At 62.0% G+C, this 18301-nt stretch carries 18 protein-coding genes and 1 pseudogene; 17 read left to right on the top strand and 2 right to left on the bottom strand.

Annotation, left to right across the window (positions count from 1 at the left end):
- Window positions 1-128 precede the first annotated feature (128 nt).
- From istA to ABTV68_RS13700, 3 genes are read left to right on the top strand one after another with little or no spacing between them, the layout of a single operon-like run.
- Window positions 129-1784 (top strand): IS21 family transposase, encoded by a 1656-nt coding sequence (gene istA / locus ABTV68_RS13710; protein WP_153244084.1) that lies wholly within the window; start codon window positions 129-131, stop codon window positions 1782-1784.
- The gene (istB, locus tag ABTV68_RS13705) at window positions 1781-2599 is read left to right on the top strand and encodes an IS21-like element helper ATPase IstB (protein ID WP_433674265.1); all 819 of its coding nucleotides are present in this window, start codon (window positions 1781-1783) and stop codon (window positions 2597-2599) included. The genes istA and istB overlap by 4 nt, the downstream gene beginning before the upstream one ends.
- Window positions 2600-2657: 58 nt before the next feature.
- The gene (locus tag ABTV68_RS13700) at window positions 2658-2966 is read left to right on the top strand and encodes a hypothetical protein (protein ID WP_153244082.1); all 309 of its coding nucleotides are present in this window, start codon (window positions 2658-2660) and stop codon (window positions 2964-2966) included.
- Window positions 2967-3180: 214 nt separating this feature from the next.
- Here the strand turns inward: ABTV68_RS13700 and ABTV68_RS13695 are convergent, their stop codons facing one another.
- Together ABTV68_RS13695 and ABTV68_RS13690 are read right to left on the bottom strand one after the other, a co-directional pair.
- Entirely contained in the window at window positions 3181-4458 is a 1278-nt protein-coding gene (locus ABTV68_RS13695) for a mandelate racemase/muconate lactonizing enzyme family protein (protein ID WP_433674264.1), read from the bottom strand.
- Between the two features lie 13 nt (window positions 4459-4471).
- Entirely contained in the window at window positions 4472-5401 is a 930-nt protein-coding gene (locus ABTV68_RS13690) for a dihydrodipicolinate synthase family protein (RefSeq protein WP_433674263.1), read from the bottom strand.
- Window positions 5402-5485: 84 nt separating this feature from the next.
- On the opposite strand from ABTV68_RS13690, the gene ABTV68_RS13685 reads away from it, so the two are divergent.
- From ABTV68_RS13685 to ABTV68_RS13620, 14 genes and pseudogenes are all read left to right on the top strand, one after another.
- Entirely contained in the window at window positions 5486-6355 is an 870-nt protein-coding gene (locus ABTV68_RS13685; protein WP_433674262.1) for an NAD(P)-dependent oxidoreductase, read from the top strand.
- Between the two features lie 4 nt (window positions 6356-6359).
- A complete protein-coding gene (locus ABTV68_RS13680) occupies window positions 6360-7205 on the top strand; it encodes an amidohydrolase family protein (RefSeq protein WP_433674261.1) in 846 nt (281 codons plus the stop codon).
- Window positions 7206-7215: 10 nt separating this feature from the next.
- The gene (locus ABTV68_RS13675) at window positions 7216-8028 is read left to right on the top strand and encodes a creatininase family protein (RefSeq protein ID WP_433674260.1); all 813 of its coding nucleotides are present in this window, start codon (window positions 7216-7218) and stop codon (window positions 8026-8028) included.
- On the top strand, window positions 8025-9200 hold the full coding sequence (locus ABTV68_RS13670; protein WP_433674259.1) for a mandelate racemase/muconate lactonizing enzyme family protein: 1176 nt from the start codon (window positions 8025-8027) through the stop codon (window positions 9198-9200). The genes ABTV68_RS13675 and ABTV68_RS13670 overlap by 4 nt, the downstream gene beginning before the upstream one ends.
- 30 nt (window positions 9201-9230) lie before the next feature.
- Window positions 9231-9647, top strand: coding sequence for a RidA family protein (locus tag ABTV68_RS13665; RefSeq protein WP_433674258.1), 417 nt, complete (start codon window positions 9231-9233; stop codon window positions 9645-9647).
- Entirely contained in the window at window positions 9644-10912 is a 1269-nt protein-coding gene (locus ABTV68_RS13660; protein WP_433674257.1) for an aspartate aminotransferase family protein, read from the top strand. The genes ABTV68_RS13665 and ABTV68_RS13660 overlap by 4 nt, the downstream gene beginning before the upstream one ends.
- Window positions 10909-12366 (top strand): M81 family metallopeptidase, encoded by a 1458-nt coding sequence (locus ABTV68_RS13655; RefSeq protein WP_433674256.1) that lies wholly within the window; start codon window positions 10909-10911, stop codon window positions 12364-12366. Before ABTV68_RS13660 ends, ABTV68_RS13655 begins: the two co-directional genes overlap by 4 nt.
- 5 nt (window positions 12367-12371) lie before the next feature.
- Complete coding sequence (locus tag ABTV68_RS13650; protein ID WP_433674255.1) at window positions 12372-13334, top strand: 3-hydroxyacyl-CoA dehydrogenase family protein; 963 nt, start codon at window positions 12372-12374, stop codon at window positions 13332-13334.
- Entirely contained in the window at window positions 13331-14131 is an 801-nt protein-coding gene (locus ABTV68_RS13645) for an SDR family NAD(P)-dependent oxidoreductase (protein WP_433674254.1), read from the top strand. The genes ABTV68_RS13650 and ABTV68_RS13645 overlap by 4 nt, the downstream gene beginning before the upstream one ends.
- 16 nt (window positions 14132-14147) lie before the next feature.
- Window positions 14148-14996, top strand: a complete 849-nt coding sequence (locus ABTV68_RS13640; protein ID WP_433674253.1) for an alpha/beta hydrolase — start codon at window positions 14148-14150, stop codon at window positions 14994-14996.
- On the top strand, window positions 14993-15907 hold the full coding sequence (locus ABTV68_RS13635; RefSeq protein WP_433674252.1) for a fumarylacetoacetate hydrolase family protein: 915 nt from the start codon (window positions 14993-14995) through the stop codon (window positions 15905-15907). Before ABTV68_RS13640 ends, ABTV68_RS13635 begins: the two co-directional genes overlap by 4 nt.
- 56 nt (window positions 15908-15963) lie before the next feature.
- On the top strand, window positions 15964-16611 hold the full coding sequence (locus ABTV68_RS13630; RefSeq protein ID WP_433674251.1) for an SGNH/GDSL hydrolase family protein: 648 nt from the start codon (window positions 15964-15966) through the stop codon (window positions 16609-16611).
- 291 nt (window positions 16612-16902) lie between these two features.
- Window positions 16903-17552 (top strand): annotated as a pseudogene (locus tag ABTV68_RS13625) (FAD-binding oxidoreductase).
- A 246-nt stretch (window positions 17553-17798) separates the two neighbouring features.
- Complete coding sequence (locus ABTV68_RS13620; RefSeq protein ID WP_433674250.1) at window positions 17799-18140, top strand: heterodisulfide reductase-related iron-sulfur binding cluster; 342 nt, start codon at window positions 17799-17801, stop codon at window positions 18138-18140.
- Window positions 18141-18301: the final 161 nt, after the last annotated feature.

Genomic DNA, 18301 nt, shown 5'->3' with positions numbered 1-18301 from the left:
TTTGGCCCAGGGGTGACGGTCTGATCTGGCCCATGTTGCGACGCGCCGGGGTGTTCATGTCGGTTTGATTTGGCCCACCCCCGTCAGCGTGGTCCTCAGTCGTAGTCATTGCGAGTGAGGAGGGCCAGTTGGGGTCCAGGGTGGAGTTGTTTGCGGAGATCCGGCGCGCGGCGCGGGTCGAGGGCCTGTCGGTAAACGCGTTGGCGAAACGGTTCCGGGTACATCGTCGAACGATCCGTCAGGCGTTGGCGTCACCGGTTCCACCGGAGCGGAAGGTCCCGGAGCGGCGGGCGCCGAAGCTCGAGTTGTTCAAGCCGCTGCTGGATGGGTGGTTGCGGGAGAACCTGACCGCGCCGAAGAAGCAGCGGATGACGGCGACCAGGATGCACGCCCGCCTGCTCGACGAGCACGACGCGGATGTCTCGTATGCCGCGGTCCGTGACTATGTTGCGAAACGTCGGCGGGAGATCCTGGTCGAGGCGGGCCGGGTTCCGGAGGTGTTCGTCCCGCAGCTGCACGCGCCCGGGGCGGAGGCCGAGGTCGATTTCGGCGAGGTCTGGGTGATCCTGGCCGGGGTGAAGACGAAGTGCCACATGTTCACGTTCCGTCTCTCTCATTCCGGGAAGGCAATCCACCGGGTCTATTCGACGCAGTCGCAGGAAGCGTTCCTGGAGGGGCATATCGACGCGTTCGATGAGATCGGCGGCGTCCCGGCCCTGCACATCAAATACGACAACTTGACCTCGGCGGTCACCGCCGTCCTGCACGGTCGTGACCGGGCGCGGGTGGAGAACGACCGGTGGGTGCTGTTCCGCTCGCACTACGGGTTCGACGCGTTCTACTGCCAGCCCGGCATCGATGGTGCGCACGAGAAGGGCGGTGTCGAGGGTGAGGTCGGCCGGTTCCGCCGCACCTGGCTGTCCCCGATGCCCGAGGTCGACACGCTCGCCGAGCTGAACGACATGATCCGCCGCTGGGATGCCCGCGACGAGGATCGTCGCATCAACCAGCGACGCACGACCGTCGGCGACGATTTCGCCGCCGAGAGGCCCCTGCTGCGACCGTTGCCGGTCGAACGGTTCGATCCCGGACTGGTGCTGCACCCGCGGGTCGACCGGTCGAGCCTGGTCACTGTTCGGATGGCGAAGTACTCCGTCCCAGCCCGGCTGATCGGACGCCAGGTGAGAGTCTCGCTGCGCGCGTCGGAGGTCGTCATCTTCGAGGGCCGTGAGGAGGCGGCCCGGCATGAGCGGGTCGTCGCCCGCGGCGGGGAATCGATCCAGTTGGATCACTATCTCGAGGTCCTGCGCCACAAGCCCGGCGCACTGCCCGGATCCACCGCTCTGGCCGCCGCCCGGCAGGCCGGGGTCTTCACCGCAGCGCACGAGGCGTTCTGGCAGGAGACGCGGAAAGTCAACGGCGACGCCGCGGGCACGAGGGAGCTGATCGAGGTGTTGCTCCTGCACCGGAGCATGCGCGCTGCGGATGTGATCGCGGGGATCAGGGCCGCGCTCTCGGTTGGCGCGGTCACCGCGGACGTTGTCGCGGTCGAGGCCCGCCTGCACGCGGGCGGGGCCACGTTGCACCGACATCCTGTTGCTCACGACAACGACGTCGAGCAACGCGTTGTCAGCCTCACCCAACGCCGGCTCCGTGACCCGGCCGCGGTAATCGCGGACCTCCCGCCGGATCGGCGTCCGTTGCCGACCGTTACGCAATACGACGAGCTGCTGCGACGCCGCGTCCAGGCCACCGATGAAAGAGAAGGAACCACGAACACATGAGCACCCGAACCGCCGTGACCACGACCCTGCGCCGCCAGCGCGGAATGACCGAGGAAGCCGCCGCGGCCGCCGTCGACCAAGCCTGCCGGCGGCTCCGCCTGCCGACGATCCGGGCCGTGATGGATGAAGCTATCCGCGTCGCCGAGCACGAGCAGCTCTCCTACCAAGGATTCCTCGCCGAACTGCTGCTTGCGGAATGCGATGACCGGGACCGCCGCTCCACCGTTCGCCGCGTCACATCCGCCGGGTTCCCCAGACAGAAATGGCTCGGAGACTTCGACTACGACGCGAACCCGAACATCAACGCCGCCACGATCCACACCCTCGCGACCGGCGACTGGGTCCGCCGCGGTGACCCGCTCTGCCTCATCGGGGACTCCGGCACCGGGAAGAGCCACCTCCTCATCGGGCTCGGCACCGCCGCCGCTGAGAAAGGCTACCGGGTGAAATACACCCTCGCGACGAAACTCGTCAACGAGCTCGTCGAAGCCGCCGACGAGAAACAACTTGCCCGCACCATCGCCCGCTACGGCCGCGTCGACCTGCTCTGCATCGACGAACTCGGCTACATGGAACTCGACCGCCGCGGAGCCGAACTCCTCTTCCAGGTCCTCACCGAGCGGGAGGAGAAGAACTCCGTCGCGATCGCGTCGAACCAGTCCTTCTCTGGCTGGACGGACACGTTCACCGACCCGCGCCTCTGCGCCGCGATCATCGACCGGATCACGTTCAACGGCACCATCATCGAGACCGGCACCACCAGCTACCGGCTCGCCCACACCCGCGCCACCGCATCTCCGAGCACCGACAGGTGATCGATCGACCAGCCCCACCACCAGCGCTCCAGCGTCGGCGCGAGAGGAGAATATGGAGATGACCATCGAGATCCTGCACATCGAGGAATGCCCCAGCTGGGAGACCGCGGAAGCCCACACACGAGAAGCATTGGACGCGCTCGGGCGGGCCGACATCCCCGTCACCACGCGACTGCTACGCACTCCGGACGAAGCAGCCGAAACCCCGTTCGCCGGCTCCCCGACGATCACCCTCAACGGGGTCGACATCTTCCCCTCCGACGGTCGCACTACTGACCTCGCCTGCCGCGTCTACGCCACCCCGCACGGACTCAAAGGCACACCCACCACCGAGCAGATCACCAGCGTGCTCCGCCCGCTCATCTGACCTCGAGCCGCGCCCGACCAGACTCCGCCTTGGGCCAGATCAGACCGTCACCCCTGGGCCACTTCAAGTTGACATAGCCAGACGCGCTTGAGGCGGAGACGACAGCGAGCCTTGGTTGCGAGATCCGCGCGTTCTCTGCCTGTGAAAGCGCATGCAACGGGACGCGCTCGAAGATGATGTTCACCGAGGCAGCCACCGTCTTCGAGCGCGGGAGTCAGTCAAATCCAACAATTGGCGCCGTTCGTGCACGCTGCCAGACAGAATTGAACTCGGCTGAACCATCGTCTCGACGCACATCCAGCGACGCGCCAATCGGTTGCACCGGCGTGTTTCGATCTCTTCGGCTGTCCTCCCACATCTGAGGCATGCTGGCGTAGGTCCTGCTTCCTGAGCTGCCCATGTGGAAGGTGAGAAGACTGCGGGGCGTCTCCACGCGATAGGTGTCAGGCACTCGATAGGTCTCGACGGCCTCGCGGTCGAGAGTGATTCCCAAGCCCGGAGCCGTCGGCACTTTGACATGACCGTGGCTGATGCGGAGGGGATCGATAATCAGGTCATCGATGAACGTGTTCATTCCCGTGACCATAGGCCAGGAGGCGTGGGTGAGGACGGCGCCTAGATGGGTAGTGAAGGCCGTTGTGATCCCAGTTCCTACCACCTGCAGCCAAAAGGTCTTGTTGAAGGCGGCGGCAGTTATCCCTTGTGCAAGGATCCCGCTCATGCCCGGGGTGCATACCGCGACGAACGCGTCGAGCGCGTCGTCACGCATCCACATCGGAAACAGATCCTTGCGGTAATGCTCGGCGATGGGCCGGCGGACGCGACCACGAACCTCTCTATGCCCGATGACGTCGTCCTGACGGATCGGGCTTTCGTAGAGACCGATCTTCGGGAGATCGTCAAGCTCTGTCAGTACAGGGATGGCTTCGCCTGGGCTTCGAAGCATCCCGTTCCAGTCGATGTCGATCAGATAATCGTCGGGCGTGACGTCTGCGATTGCACGTACCTGTTCGCGTACGTCGAACCATGGCCGGGCCTTGAACTTCGTCGCCAGATACCCTTCGGCGATGGCTTGCTGAGCTTCCACCGCGAGCAGTTCAGCAGGCATCTTTGTGTTCCACCAGGAGATTGGGCACCATTCTCGAACGGACGGCAGGCCGAGAAGGCGGTGAGCGGGAACGCCGAGAGCTTGACCGACTGCATCGAGCACAGCGATCTGCAAACCAGCACCGAGGGAGTCGTCGAAGATGTGTTCGGCCGGGTTGGTCCCAATTATGGACTGGATTTTCTCTTCTGTTACGCGCTGCCAGGTGTAGTCCACGAGCGTCTCTCCGACTCCCGTGACGCCTTCGGCATTGGTGACTAGTTCGAGGACCTCGATGAATCCCCAGCTGGAGATGAGTAGTTCGTTCCAGGGCTTTACGCGCTCCCGGAACGGGAGATGGATCATGGTCCGTCGCACATCGACGATCTTCAATGAGTGGATAGACACGTCAGGAATTCTCCTATCGGTCCGGCGAAACCGGAATCGTTCGGTCTTGGGTGGCGGCGAACTCGTTTTCGAGAGTCCGAAGTTGTTCTGGGGTGAGGCTTAACAATGGTGCGCGGGAGTGGCCGGGTGGCCGCCCGAAGATTGAAAGCAGGCCCCGGTAGACAGCCAGGTCCCCAGCCTGGCCTCGGAAAATGTTGACGAGTCGTGCGAGTTGAGCCAAAGGCTCCCACGCGATGCGGGCCGATTCAAGGTCGGATGCCTGTATCGCGCGCTTCAGGTCTAGCGCTTGGGGTACGGCGATGTTCAACAGGCCGCTCACCCAAGCGTGTGCTCCGCCTGCGAGCGCTTCGAGTGGGCTGGAGATCCCTCCATAGAAGATACGGAACGAGTCGTCGGTAGCAGAACGCAGCTCATGGACCTGATTGACTGTCGGCAGGGTGCTTTTCACGGCATGCACAACTCCGTCCGCGTGAAGTTGTGCGAGGTCCTCGACGCTTACCGGTTCCGCAGCGGAATTGGCCGGAATGTTATAAACCATCAGTGGCAGCCCTACTGCACCGACAGATCGATAGTGGGTGAGGATCTCGCGTCTGTTTGGGCGCTGGAAGTAGGGCTGTACGACAAGGCCCCCTGAGGCGCCGGCGAGCTGCGCGTGTTCGGTGAGGAAAATCGACTCGGCAGTGGTGTAGCGGCCCGATCCCACGATGACTGGAACCCGATTCTCTCCTGCGTCAACAGCGAGCTCGATCAGTCTGGCGTGCTCTTCGAGCGTCATGCCGATGAACTCGCCGCTTGTACCGCCAACGATGACTCCGTCAGCACCTTGCGCGATGAGCCACTGAATGTGGTCGATCGTCGCTGCCTCGTCCAGCTCCCCTGTGGCGGTGAAGTGGGTCAGCGCGGCCGGGTACACGCCGCCCCATGCAGTCTTCGTTCGAGTCATGTCTGCTCCTGTACTTGGGTCGACTACCTATTACTAGCTACTTTACCGTATGCTCTGTCCTAGGACCTAGGTTAGGAGACAGGCGTGCGGATTGGATGGATCGGGGTTGGCCTGATGGGCCATCCGATGCTCGAGCGTGTAGTCAACGCGGGGCACGAGGTTACTCTCTTTACCCGTTCAGGGCACCCTGCAACGCTCGAAGCGGAGGTCGAAGTGGCGTCGACCCTTGCCGAGCTCGTCCGCGATAGCGATGTGATTGTCACGATCGTCGGAGGTCCTCAGGACGTTCAAGATCTCTATTTCTCTGAGCAGGGCTTGCTTGCGGCGGCGGATAGCGGTCAGCTCTTCGTCGACATGACCACGTCTTCTGTCGGCCTTGCCGAACGTTTGGGGGCGTCAGCGGCGGAACGCGGTGTGGAAATGCTCGACGCTCCCGTGAGTGGTGGACCCTACGGGGCGGAAGCCGGAACATTGTCGATCATGGTCGGCGGCTCCGTATCCGGCTTCAAGCGCGCCACCCCACTCTTTGAGCACCTCGGACGCGTTGTTGTCCATCACGGCGGCAACGGATCGGGACAGGCGGCAAAGCTGGTCAACCAACTGATGGTCGCCGCGGTCACCGAGGCATGCGCTGAGGGGCACCTATTAGCTCGGGAAGTTGGGCTGGACCTTTCGAAGCTGTCTCAGTCCATCGCGGCGGGTGCAGCAGGTTCATCGCTCGCTCAATTCCTCTTTGACCGCCTAGGCCGCGACGACGCAACGCCCGGTTTCAAGATCAGCCACCTGCGGAAAGACCTCACTCTGTTGCTCGACGAGGCCGAACGCCAGCAACTGACTTTGCCGCTTGCGGAGATGGCCCGTGACGCGGCGCTAGAGGCCGAGTCGCTTCGAGGCGGCGACGTTGGGACACAACTCATCGGTGCCCGGTCGGGACTGCGCCATGGGGATCGGTGACGACGTGACCCCCACCTTCTCTCGATACGACTCGCGGTCGCCGATCGTTGATGCCCATGTACACGTGGGCCTCGACAAGTATCGAAGCATGGAGCAGTTCGAGGGTGACGCGCAAGCACACGCAGTAGACCGCGCAATCCTCGTTCAGTACATGGGCAACTTCGACAACACGTATCTCTCGTCGTGTGTGCGGCGTGCACCAGACCGGTATGTCGGAATCGCCATCGTAGACGTCTCTCAGCCGGAGGCCGAGGCAGATATCGACCGAGTCGCCTCGGAAGGCACGTTCGCCGGCATACGACTTGAGGCGCGCACTCGATCGAAAGGCGGTGATCCCTACAGATTGTGGCGATCGATCGCAGATGCAGGTCTGGTCGCGTCCGTCCGAGGGCCCCTGGAGGACATACTGGATTCCTCATTCACGGATCTATTGAATGAACTTCCCCAACTGCCAGTTCGGCTTGAGCACGGAGCATTCTTCCGATTTGGGGAACACACGTCAACCCACTTGGACGCCCTGCTCGCACTTTCGGACCGACCCCGCACATACCTGATGTGGTCGGGATACTACGACTTCAGCCGGCTCGAGTATCCGCATCTCGATTCGCATGCCTTCTTGCGAGCGACGTTGGGAGCTTTCGGAGCCGGAAAGATCATGTGGTCCGGCGACTGGAACAGAAACGACCTCGATCCCGGTCGCCCCTCAAACTACTTCGAGCAGGCCCTCCACTACGTCGAGAACCAGTTGTCGTTCGTCCAGCAGCGCGATATCCCGAAGATCATGGGCACAACCTCCCTAGGTTTCATAGCGGAGTCCACTTGCCTCGCGGAAGGGCCCAACGATGAATGAGCTTGCGCGGATGACGACCGTCGAAGCGCGCGATGCTTTCCGAACGGCAAGAGTGGCCATTCTTCCCATCGGCGCCACGGAACAGCACGGACCGCACCTTGAGCTTCGGACCGACACCGCAATTGCCTCACGCCTCGCGTGTCGTCTTGCCGAGGCGCTCGGACGCGACGCCGTTCTTCTCCCGGAGGTGAGCTACGGCCTCTCGGAGCACCACCTCGACTTCTCGGGAACGTTGACGCTGCGTCCCTCGACACTGCGTGCCCTGCTTCTTGACATCTTTGAATCAGTCCGCGTCAACGGTATTCAGCGAGTGATGGTGATCAACGGGCACGGGGGGAACATAGACGCGGTACGGCTCGCCGCGCGAGAAGCACTGCGCGACCTCGAAATGCACGTGGCCCAACTGATGTGGGCGCAGCTTGGCAAGGATGTAATACCGCGCGAAGCCGGGGGGAGCTGGCGACGAAACCACGCGTGCGAAATCGAAACGTCCATTGCCATGGTCCTAGACGACTCTCTGGTTCGTCATGACAAAATCGTCCCCGCGCAGCTGAAGTCACCGCGGGATGCCTTTACAGAACCGACGAACGCGTACGTCGACCTCCCGATCTGGTTCGATGCGTGGACCGCTTCTGGGTCACTGGGCGATCCGACTCGCGCATCCGTCGACCGTGGTGCACGAATTATCGATGCAGTCGCATCGAACGCGCTAGCGTTCGCGCGCCAATTCGTCGAGGGGCGGCCCGCTCAGAAGGACGAGCGCTCGGGGCCACACGCGTCAATCTCAACAGACTCGCAACACGTAATGGAGGATCGCTCGTGAAGATCACGGCTGTAAAGCAGTGGGTCGCAGAATTCGGCTACTACAACGCCCACTATGTCCGGATTGAGACCGACGACGGCGTGGTAGGCGAGTCGGAGGTTGGTATGCGACGGCGCTCGCGCACCGTAGCTGCACTAATCGAAGAGCTAGGGGAGTATCTCGTCGGTAAAGATCCCACCCGTATCGAACAGCACTCGGAGCGCCTCTATCGAGACTCGTTTCTCGGAGGCACGTTGCTGACCATCGGCATCTCAGCATTGGACAATGCGCTCTGGGACCTCAACGGACGTGCGCTGGGTGTTCCCGTCCACCGCCTCCTCGGCGGCAAGTTTCGGGATGCCGTACCCGTATACACGCATGCGCGCGCCACTGAGACGCCGGAGAGTTTTGCTGCGGAGATCCGAGACAGACTCGACAAGGGCTTCTCTGCGATCAAAACGACGCTCCCTGCCTTCTACACCAAGGTGTCCAGTGTTCACCATGACGTTCCCGCTGCGATTCCCGCGCGTCTGACCGAAACCGAAGCGCTTCCCAACTGGGTCTGGCCACTGATTGCTGAGTACTTCGAAGCAGCTCGCGCGGAGGCAGGACCTGACGTCAAGTTTATGTTGGATTGCCACGGGCGGCTTAACGTCGCGAATGCTCTGAAGCTCGCGGAGACGCTCGAGCCGTTTGGGCTGACCTTCATCGAAGAGCCCGTACCTTACGAGCGAGCGGACTGGATGCGAGAAGTCGCGGCCCGATCCACGACCCCCATCGCCTCTGGCGAAAGGTGGGCTAACCATTACGGAGCTGCTCCCTTCCTTGAACAGCGAGCTGTGAGCGTCGCACAGCCCGATGTGGCCTGGTGCGGGGGGATCACTGCGGCCAAGAAGATCGCGACCCTCGCTGAAACGCAAGGTATCTCGATGGCGTTTCACAACCCATTCGGCCCTCTCGCGAGCGCCGCAACTTGGCATTTGGCAGCGACGCTTCCCAACTTCCTGATCTCGGAATCGATGATCACACCCGAGCAGATGGTCTTTTGGGATCGTTACACCGAGAACCCACCGCAGGTGCGTGACGGGCACTGGCATGTTACGGAGACACCCGGCCTCGGAACGCGTCTTCGCGTCGAAGAGATCAAGAAGTTCCCCCCGCGATATGACTATGACCGCAATGGCACTCGTTAAAACGCACATCACACCATAGGAGACAATCACATGTCGAAGTCCTCTGCCCCGCAGCGCGTTACATCGGACCGGATCGGCCCCCCGGCGGGTCCGTACTCTCCCGCAATCCGTGTTGGTGATCTTCTATTTGTCTCTGGACAGGGCCCATTCGGACCGGATGGAAAGAGACGAGGGGAGACATTCGCCGAGCAAGCCGACGCCACGTTCGACAACCTCGCCGCGATCGCGGCTGAAGCCGGCACAAGCCTCGACCACACTGTGCGCATCTGCGGGTACCTCGATAACCTTGACGACTTCGCCGAGTGGAACGCAGCGTGCGGGGCCCGTCTGTCAGAACCCTACCCGGCTCGAACTACGGTCCCGGTGCCGCTTCCTGGATTCGCAATCGAAATCGATGCCGTCCTGTGGATTCCAGGGGATAGTGACCTTGACGAGGCGGCGCGATGATCACCGATTCGTGGAACATACGAGCGGAGGCCGTTCTGCCCGGAGGTGTGTCCTCCAACGTCCGACTGAGCGCTCCGAAGGTCTGCTTCACGGGCGGTGCGGGATCGCGACTCTTTGATGTCGACGGGAAAGAGTATGTCGACTACCTGCTCGGACAGGGACCCGCCTTCTTGGGGCACGGTCATCCGGAGGTGACAGCAGCCGTATCGGAAGCCACATCGCGCGGAATGGTGTTCGGCGCCCAGCACACCCTAGAGATCGAGGCAGCCGAGGCATTCCTCGATGCGGTGGGTTGGGCTGAGCAGGTGCGCTTCGGCGTCTCTGGAACAGAAGCCGACCAGGGCGCTCTGCGTTTGGCGCGCGCTGCGACAGGACGTAATCGCATCGTTCGATTCAGCGGTTCATACCACGGCTGGCTAGACAACGTCCTAATGGACTTCCAGGCTGCCCGGCCTCGCCCGGCCTCCGCCGGTCAGCCAGCGAAGAGCTTGTCTGACTGGATCGTGCTTCCCTATAACGATGAGACGGCAGTCGAGCAGGCTTTCACGGACCACGGTGACGACATCGCTGCGGTCATCGTCGAACCGGTGATGTGCAACAACGGAGTCATTCCCCCCGAACCCGGCTTCTTAGATCTTCTTCGCAATCTGTGCACGAAAGCCGGCGCTCTATTGATCTTCGACGAAGTGATTACGGGTTTCCGACTAAGCCGAGGTGGCGCTGCCGAGGTATACGGCGTTGTTCCGGACCTTGCGGTCTACGGAAAGGCTGTCGCAGGAGGGTGGCCAGTTTCGGCGATGGCTGGCAGCCGCGACCTCATGAGCCTTATCGCATCCGGGACCGTGAATCACTCAGGCACGTTCAATGCGTCAACGATGGCGGCAGCGGCAGTCATCGCCACTCAACGAGTCCTCCGCGAAGATCCGCCTTACGAGCGGATCCGGGCGCATAGTGAGAAGCTCAAGGCATCGCTCACGGATATCGCGGTGAGGCATGACATCTCCCTACGCATCCACGGCGTCGATGCCGCATTCCACGTAGGGATCGCGAAGGACCCGAGCGCCAACTCGAAAGTGAGCACATATCAAGATCTCGCATCTCTGGATCTTGCTCGCTACTCAGACTTAACCGCCGCCTTCGCGCGGGCAGGTCTCTGGGTGGCGGGGCGGGGCGTCTGGTACGTCTCGGCTGCGCACGACGACACTGACATCGCGTTTGCATCGCGGGCATTCGAGCACGTGCTTGCTGAGGTTAGCGCACGATGACTCGACCACGCGTCGCGGTTGCCGGGGTCTGGCACGAGACCAATGTGTTCGGACCCCACCGCGCCACTCTCGATCGATTCCGCGAGTACGAGCTGCTCTCCGGGGGCGAGATCCGTGACAGGCATCACGACGTCAAGACGGTCATCGGAGGATTCCTTGACGGACTCGGCTGGGCCGACGTGGACGCAGTTCCCGTATTCTCTGCTGGCGCCTGGCCTGGTGGTCCAGCGCCGGCGAGAGACTTTGGCCGAATACTTGAGCAACTCGGCGACGAGCTCGCCGCAGCCCACACTGAAGCGCCTCTCGACGCCGTACTCCTAAACCTCCACGGCGCGATGACCGCGGAGAATGCGCCAGATGCGGAGGCGGAGGTAGTACGAGTTGTCCGCACCGTCGTTGGCGACCAACTACCCATCGGAGCTGTGCTTGATCTGCACGCAAACCCGACATCTGCCTTCGTCGACGCGTGTCAAGTGGTCATGTGCTATGACACCTACCCCCATGTCGACATGTGGGAGCGGGGTGTCGAGGTCGCTACCCTCATCAGCCAATGCGTGCGCGGACGCAAACTTCAGACCACCCTGAGGAAAAGCCCGTTACTCACCCTTCCTTCAGCGCAAGGCACGAACGATGCGCCGATGGTCGGCATCCGTTCTCGCGCCGCGGGCGCTGCGAGCAGCGTCGGAAGGATCAGCATCGCCGCAGGTTTCGCCTATACGCTCCCCGAGCGGATTGGGCTCTCGGCACTGATCGTGCACGACCAGAGGAACTCGGCCGAGGCATCAAGTATCGCCGATGCCGTCGTAGCAGACATTGATCTCCACGCTGACGACTTCGAAGTGCGTCGGCCTAGCGTTTCCGACGCCGTCAGCGCCGCACTCGCGACGACAACCGCTAAACCTGTGGTCCTCGCCGATCTTGCGGACAACATCGGGGGTGGTTCGGCGGGCGACGGAACAGCGCTGCTAGCAGAACTGCTCTCGCGGAACGCTCGCGGTGTTCTTGGCATTATTGCCGACCCGGAAACTGCTGCGCGCGCCCACGCCAGCGGCGAGGGCGCCGTGATCTCGTGCGCGATCGGCGGCAAGTTCGACAAGCTACACGGTCGACCCATCGAAACCGACGCCCGGATCACCGCCATCACTGACGGCGTATACCGATCGGCGGGGACCTACATGACAGGCCAAACGTTCAACATGGGCCCAACCGCGGCTCTCGACATCGGAGACGGCGCAGCCACCATCCTGGTAACGACGCGACCAACGCCCCCATTTCACATAGAACAGTTCACGCACGCAGGAGTGGATCCGACACGAGCGCAGGTGATCATCGCGAAAGGAGCGATAGCATGGCGCTCCGCCTATGAGTCCATTGCCAAATCGGTCATCGAAGTCAGCACCCCCGGCGCGTGCGCGATCGACATTCAAGCCCTCCGAGAGACAGCCACAAGGTGAACGGCATGCCAAACCCGTCGAACGAAGTCGCGGTGCCGGACAACGTGACAGTTCTCGGCGCAGGTCTCATGGGCCACGGAATCGCTCAAGTCTTCGCTACAGCTGGCTCACGCGTCCGAGTGTGGGACCCGAGCGCTGCCGCTCTCGCCTCGTTGCACCAGAGGGTGCGAGAAAACATCGAGCTGTTGGTTTCGCACGGCGTAAGGCTCCCCACGGCAAGCGACGACATCATTGATCGAATAGAAGCGCACGATGACTTAGCCTCCGCGGTGGCCGCGGCGGGCTTGATCTTCGAGGCCGCGCCCGAGTCCCTAGAGCTCAAGCGGCGGCTCCTGGCCGATGTCGATCGTCTTAATGATCAGGCTGTTGTCGCGAGCAATACATCCGTTCTCCGCATTAATGACATCGCCGCTGGCAATCCCGGCGCACGGCGCCTGATCGGAACACACTGGTGGAACCCGCCGTACCTCATCCCCATCGTCGAGGTCATACCAGGCACAGAGACCGCGCCCGCGATCACAGCTGCCGTTATTGAGTGGCTGGAAGCTGTCGGGAAGACCGCGATTCTCGTACGAAAGGATGTGCCCGGCTTTATTGGGAACCGCCTTCAGTTTGCCCTTTGGCGAGAAGCTATGCAGCTCGTGGAGGACGGCGTCTGCGATGCCCAGTCCGTTGACACGGTTGCGCGAAACACGTTTGGGCTGCGCTTGTCATCGATGGGGCCGATCGAAAACGCGGATTTCATCGGGCTCGACCTGGTTCAAGCCATCATGAACTATGTATTGCCCGACCTCGCCATCAACGGGGGAGCCCCGGTATTGGTCGATGATGCGGTCGCTGAAGGACGGCTTGGGGCGAAAGCAGGCGAGGGCATACTTTCGTGGCATAGCGGAGCTCGCTCCGAGGCCCAGGAGCGTCTTGTCGCCGGCATTCTGCGGTCGCTAACGGCGGGAGAACCGATCGGATGACTCAACCGATATCTGTCGTAACGGGCGGAGGCGGACCGCAGCTGGGCTGGGGAATCTGCCTCGCGTTGGCAGAACACGGAAACCACGTCGTCGTCGCTGATGCCGATCCTGAAGCAGCAAGTCGGGCAACGTCGCTACTGCGAGAAATGGGATTCTCCGCAACGCCGTCCACGTTGGACGTCACGGACCTGTCCAGCGTCCAGGAGGCGATCAAGCAGATCGAGACACGGCTAGGCCGAATCGACTCGCTCGTCAACTCCGCCGGCATCGGCCTCGACAAGCCGATTCAATTGGTTACTTCGCTGGACTTCGACCGCCTGATGCACGTCAATGTACGAGGTGCGATGTGGTGCGCGAGCGCAGTCAGCCGGGTCATGGCAGCGCAAGGTGGTGGCAGCATAGTCAACATCGGAACCGTGCATGCGCTCGGCACTGCTACAGGCTACGGCCTCTACTCTGCTTCAAAGTCCGCCCTGGTCAGCTTGAGTCGAGCGTTGGCTGTCGAGCTGGGCGACGACCGTATCCGCTGCAATGTTGTCCATCCCGGGGCGCTGCGCCGAGAGCAAGATCTCGATCCAGAGTCGGGTGACCCTGAAGTCCGTGAACGACACGCTGCCTTCGCGCAAGTCCGCCAGGTGATTCATTCGCCCATTCGCCCCGTCGACGTCGGGAACGCCGTCGCCTTCCTCGCGTCCGACGCTGCCCGCATGATCACCGGGACCGAACTAACTGTAGATGCGGGCACGAGTGCGCTCCTACATGACTTGCGACCCGCGACCAAGCACCAGCCTCGCTAACTCGACCAGGAGTCCTATGCAGACGATTTACTACGACGACGCCGGAGCAGAGCCCCGAGCGTTCGACCTGGCGTTTCCAGATGTGGTGAGCCGTCACCCAATCGCCCTCGTGCACGGCGGAGGTTGGAACGCTGGTGATCGATCCGCGTATCATCCGCTTCTTCGCTGGTTCGTAGACCATGGACACCCGTGCGCGACGATCGGATACCGAACGGCCAGCGGAACGTCGATCGAACAGAAGATCGCAGATGTGAGCACGGGCTACCTCGGATTTCAAGACGCGCTGGCTGAGCGCAATCTTGGCGCGCCGGTGCTCATGGGCAGTTCCGCCGGAGCCCACCTGGTCTCGCTCATCGCAGAAGCCGGACCCGGTAAATGGGCGCCGGAACTGGCACACCGATGGGTGCCACCCGCCGCCTGCATTCCCGTTAACGGTCCAGGAACACTTGAATACTGGGACGGCATTCATCCCAACATTCAAGAGGCGATAGAAGACATGTGCGGCGCGTCCTATGGAGAAACGACCGAACCATTCTCAGCGATCTCGCCGCACAACTTGGTTCCGGATGCTCCCCTGAGCCCGTTCCTGATTCTGCTTGCCGAAACAGAAAAAGTGTTTCCACACGCTTACGTATACGCGTGGGCAGACATTTTACGCGCCAACGGTACACAGACGATGGTGGAGGTAGTGCCGGGATCCGAGCACGGATTTCTCTACAATCCTGATGGGGACGCGCAACGCTACGCCCTGAACAAGGTTGAAGAATTCCTGACATCGCTGGAGCGCAGCAACAAATCCGTCGACCTAGCATCCACTCGGCCTGGACGGACGCCCTTGACGAGCCGGCGAAATGGAAGGAAATGATGAAACTCATTCGTATCGGCACCCCGGGACAGGAACGACCAGCGGCCCTCGTGGAAGATCGCCTCTACGTCGATCTCTCCGATATTGTCGACGACTTCGACGAAGGCTTCTTTGGGTCGGGAATGTTGAACGATCTGTCGCTCACTGTGCAGGAACGAGTTGAGGCGGGGAACACATTTCCCCTCGACGGCGAAAGGATCGGTTCACCGATATCCCGCCCGCACCAGATCATCTGCGTCGGCTTGAACTACGCTGACCATGCTGAGGAGACAGCGCAGGAAGTTCCCAGCGAGCCAATTCTTTTTACGAAATCACCGAATACAATGGTGGGTCCTCGCGATGACATCTTGATTCCCCCTGGGGCTTCGAAGCTTGACTGGGAGGTCGAACTAGGAATTGTCATTGGAAAGCGGGCCCAATACCTTACCTCAATCACTGAAGCGAAAGAGCACGTCGCCGGGTGGGTCCTGGTGAACGATGTGAGTGAGCGCGAGTTTCAGCTCGAACGCGGCGGCCAGTGGTTGAAAGGTAAATCGGCGGAATCGTTCAATCCGACCGGCCCGTTCCTCGCAACTGTCGATGAAATTGGCGACGTGAGTAGCCTCGACATGTGGCTTGAGGTCAACGGGGTTAGACGTCAAACGGGGAACACGGCGGCGATGATCTTCGACCCTTTCTTCCTCGTGCATTACATCAGCCAGTTCCTGGTGCTGGAGCCCGGTGATCTCATCAACACAGGAACGCCGCCAGGCGTTGGTATGGGGCTCACGCCTCCGGTGTGGCTTAACGCCGGCGACGAGATCGCGCTCGGAATCGACGGCCTGGGCGAACAACGACAAACGGTCCGCCATTGGTCGCAACGCCGTGCCCAATCGCTTGGTGCGACCGAGAACCCGGTACCAGGACAATGACGTCGAGCGGCGACCCTCGAACCTGGCTCGGTGACCGCCTTACCGCTAACGCACCGATGACTTGGATCTTTACAGGCGACTCCATCACCCACGGGCTGAAACATACCGTGGGTGTGCGAAGCTACTCGGAACACATTCACGAGATTCTACGTGGAGACCTGCTTCGAACGCGCGACACGATCGTCAACACAGCTGTCACCGGCAACCGCATCATTGACATTCTCGACGACTTCGATCACAGAGTTGGACGATGGGGCCCTGACATCGTCGTGCTAATGATCGGAACCAATGACTGCGCGAGGCGAGGTCGGGATTCGCCAATCGCGCTCGGCGAGTTCCCAGAGTCCATCGCAGAATTCGTCAGTCGTGTGCGAGACCTTGGCGCGACCCCGATTCTTCAGACCCCGCCGCCAGTCGACGCAGCATCGGCGACGGAACACACTCTCATCGAGCTGTTCGCGCAGGCGATCCGAGACGTCGCTGCCCAGGAATCCGTGCTCCTGATTGACCAGTACTCTTTCCTAACGGGACTCGCCATGGAGGGCGCACCGCTATCGATGATGAGCGATGATATTCACCCCAATGCGGCGGGGCACGCGGCGCTTGCGCTCAATCTCGCTGCAGAGATTGGGATAGTCTCGACCAACACGCGGACGATTGATGTACTGCGCCAACTAGCTGGCCTTCCCGACGTTTCCGACTAGCCGCACGACTGTCGACAGTGACCCGGTACTCAACGGGGGTAAATTCTCGAGCCGCAACTCCAGATGCGTGTGACTGCTGCTCGGCTGGGCCGTCGGCGAACGCGTGCAGTAATCGGACGACCGTCAACTCGGCGGCACTGGCTCCGCGCAAGTACCTTCCCACGTGCACCCGCCCCTCCCAGCCCACATCTGTGCTGTCGTCGCGCAGCTCGCATCGCGCTCCTCAGCATGGAGCACTCAAGGACCAGCTGAGCGCTCATCGACGCGCTTCGGCGAATCAAGGAGGAACACGTGAACAATCCGCTCGCTGTATCGCAACTAATCGTCGATGCTGTCGGGGATGTCTCTCGCATCCACACCCGGCCCATCGATCTGGCCGCCTACGCGAGTGATGCCTCGCACTACCTACTCACACCGGCTGCAGCCGGCGTGGCCGATTCCTCGCGGGAGGTAGTCGACATATTACGTGCCGCCAGCCGCTCGGAAACCCCCGTCACCATCCGCTCCGGAGGTACCAGCCTCTCGGGGCAATCCTCCGGCGCGGGCATCATCATCGACACACGACAGCGATCCCGCGGCATTGAGGTGCTGGACGCTGGACGCCGCGTCCGAGTACAGCCTGGTGCCACCGTCGCCCAGCGAGCGTGACAGCCTTTACCATCGGTGGCGTCATCACTAACAACTCCAGCGGCATGGCCTGCGGCGTCGACCAGAACGCTTACCGGACCCTCGAGTCGATGGTGATCGTGCTCCCCTCGGGAACCACCCTTGACACAGCCGATCCTGAAGCTGATCGCCAGCTGCGTGCACTCGAGCCCGCGCTAGTCGAAGGAATCGAGCGACTGCAGCGACTAGTCCAACGCAACGCCGCTTCGGTGGCTTCCATCCGACGCCAATTCTCGCTCAGGAACACCATGGGCTACGAGCAGGCCTGCGCATGATCGTTCCGGGCGGCATCGAATCTGTCTGCTGTGGCACGGCCCTGGTCGTCGAAAGGCATCACAGCGGGGCCGGCAGTCATCAACGAGCGTCAGCCCGTGCTCCTCGACCCCGGTGCGGATGCGCCGCACCGTGCGGTTGTATGTGACGCCTCGAGTTGCACAGAGGGCTTCACCAGACTCCTCGGCGGAGCACGAATCGGGATCGAGGAAGCGGTAGCCTTTGCTGCTAGAGAAATCCTGCCGCGGGTGAGTATCGAGGAGCGAGTTGAGCAAGTCGTGCTGCACCCCACGTGTTCATCGCGCCAGCTGGAACTAGACGCAGACTTGAAACGCATCAGTGAGGCCGTCGCCGAGAACGTGCACATACCCGAGGGCTGGGGTTGCTGCGCGTTCGCAGGTGACCGCGGCATGCTGTACGCAGAGCTCACTGCATCGGCGACGCGGGCGGAGGCGGCCGAAGTGATGATGATCGGCGCGAGCGCACACGTTTCGTGCAACCGCACTTGTGAGCTGGGCATGAGCCGAGCCACAGGTGAAGAATACCGGCATGTGCTGGAGCTACTCGATTCGGCGACGGCGCGGCGATGACTGGCGAGCGCGACAGCGACTTCAACACGCCGGCCGGCCTCGGTCGCCGCGTCTAGTCGGCTAGAGCCCAGTCCCGCCTCGTCGTCCTCCTGGTTCGAGGTTCTTCCGATTATGGACGAGCGGGATAGCCCGCTGGAGGAGCCTCGCTGACGCGCCCGGAC

Source organism: Microbacterium gorillae, from assembly GCF_050990725.1.
In the GTDB taxonomy this organism is placed as follows: Bacteria; Actinomycetota; Actinomycetes; order Actinomycetales; family Microbacteriaceae; genus Microbacterium; species Microbacterium gorillae_A.
Note: the sequence above shows the minus strand (reverse complement) of the source record. Positions and strands in the feature narration are given on the sequence as shown.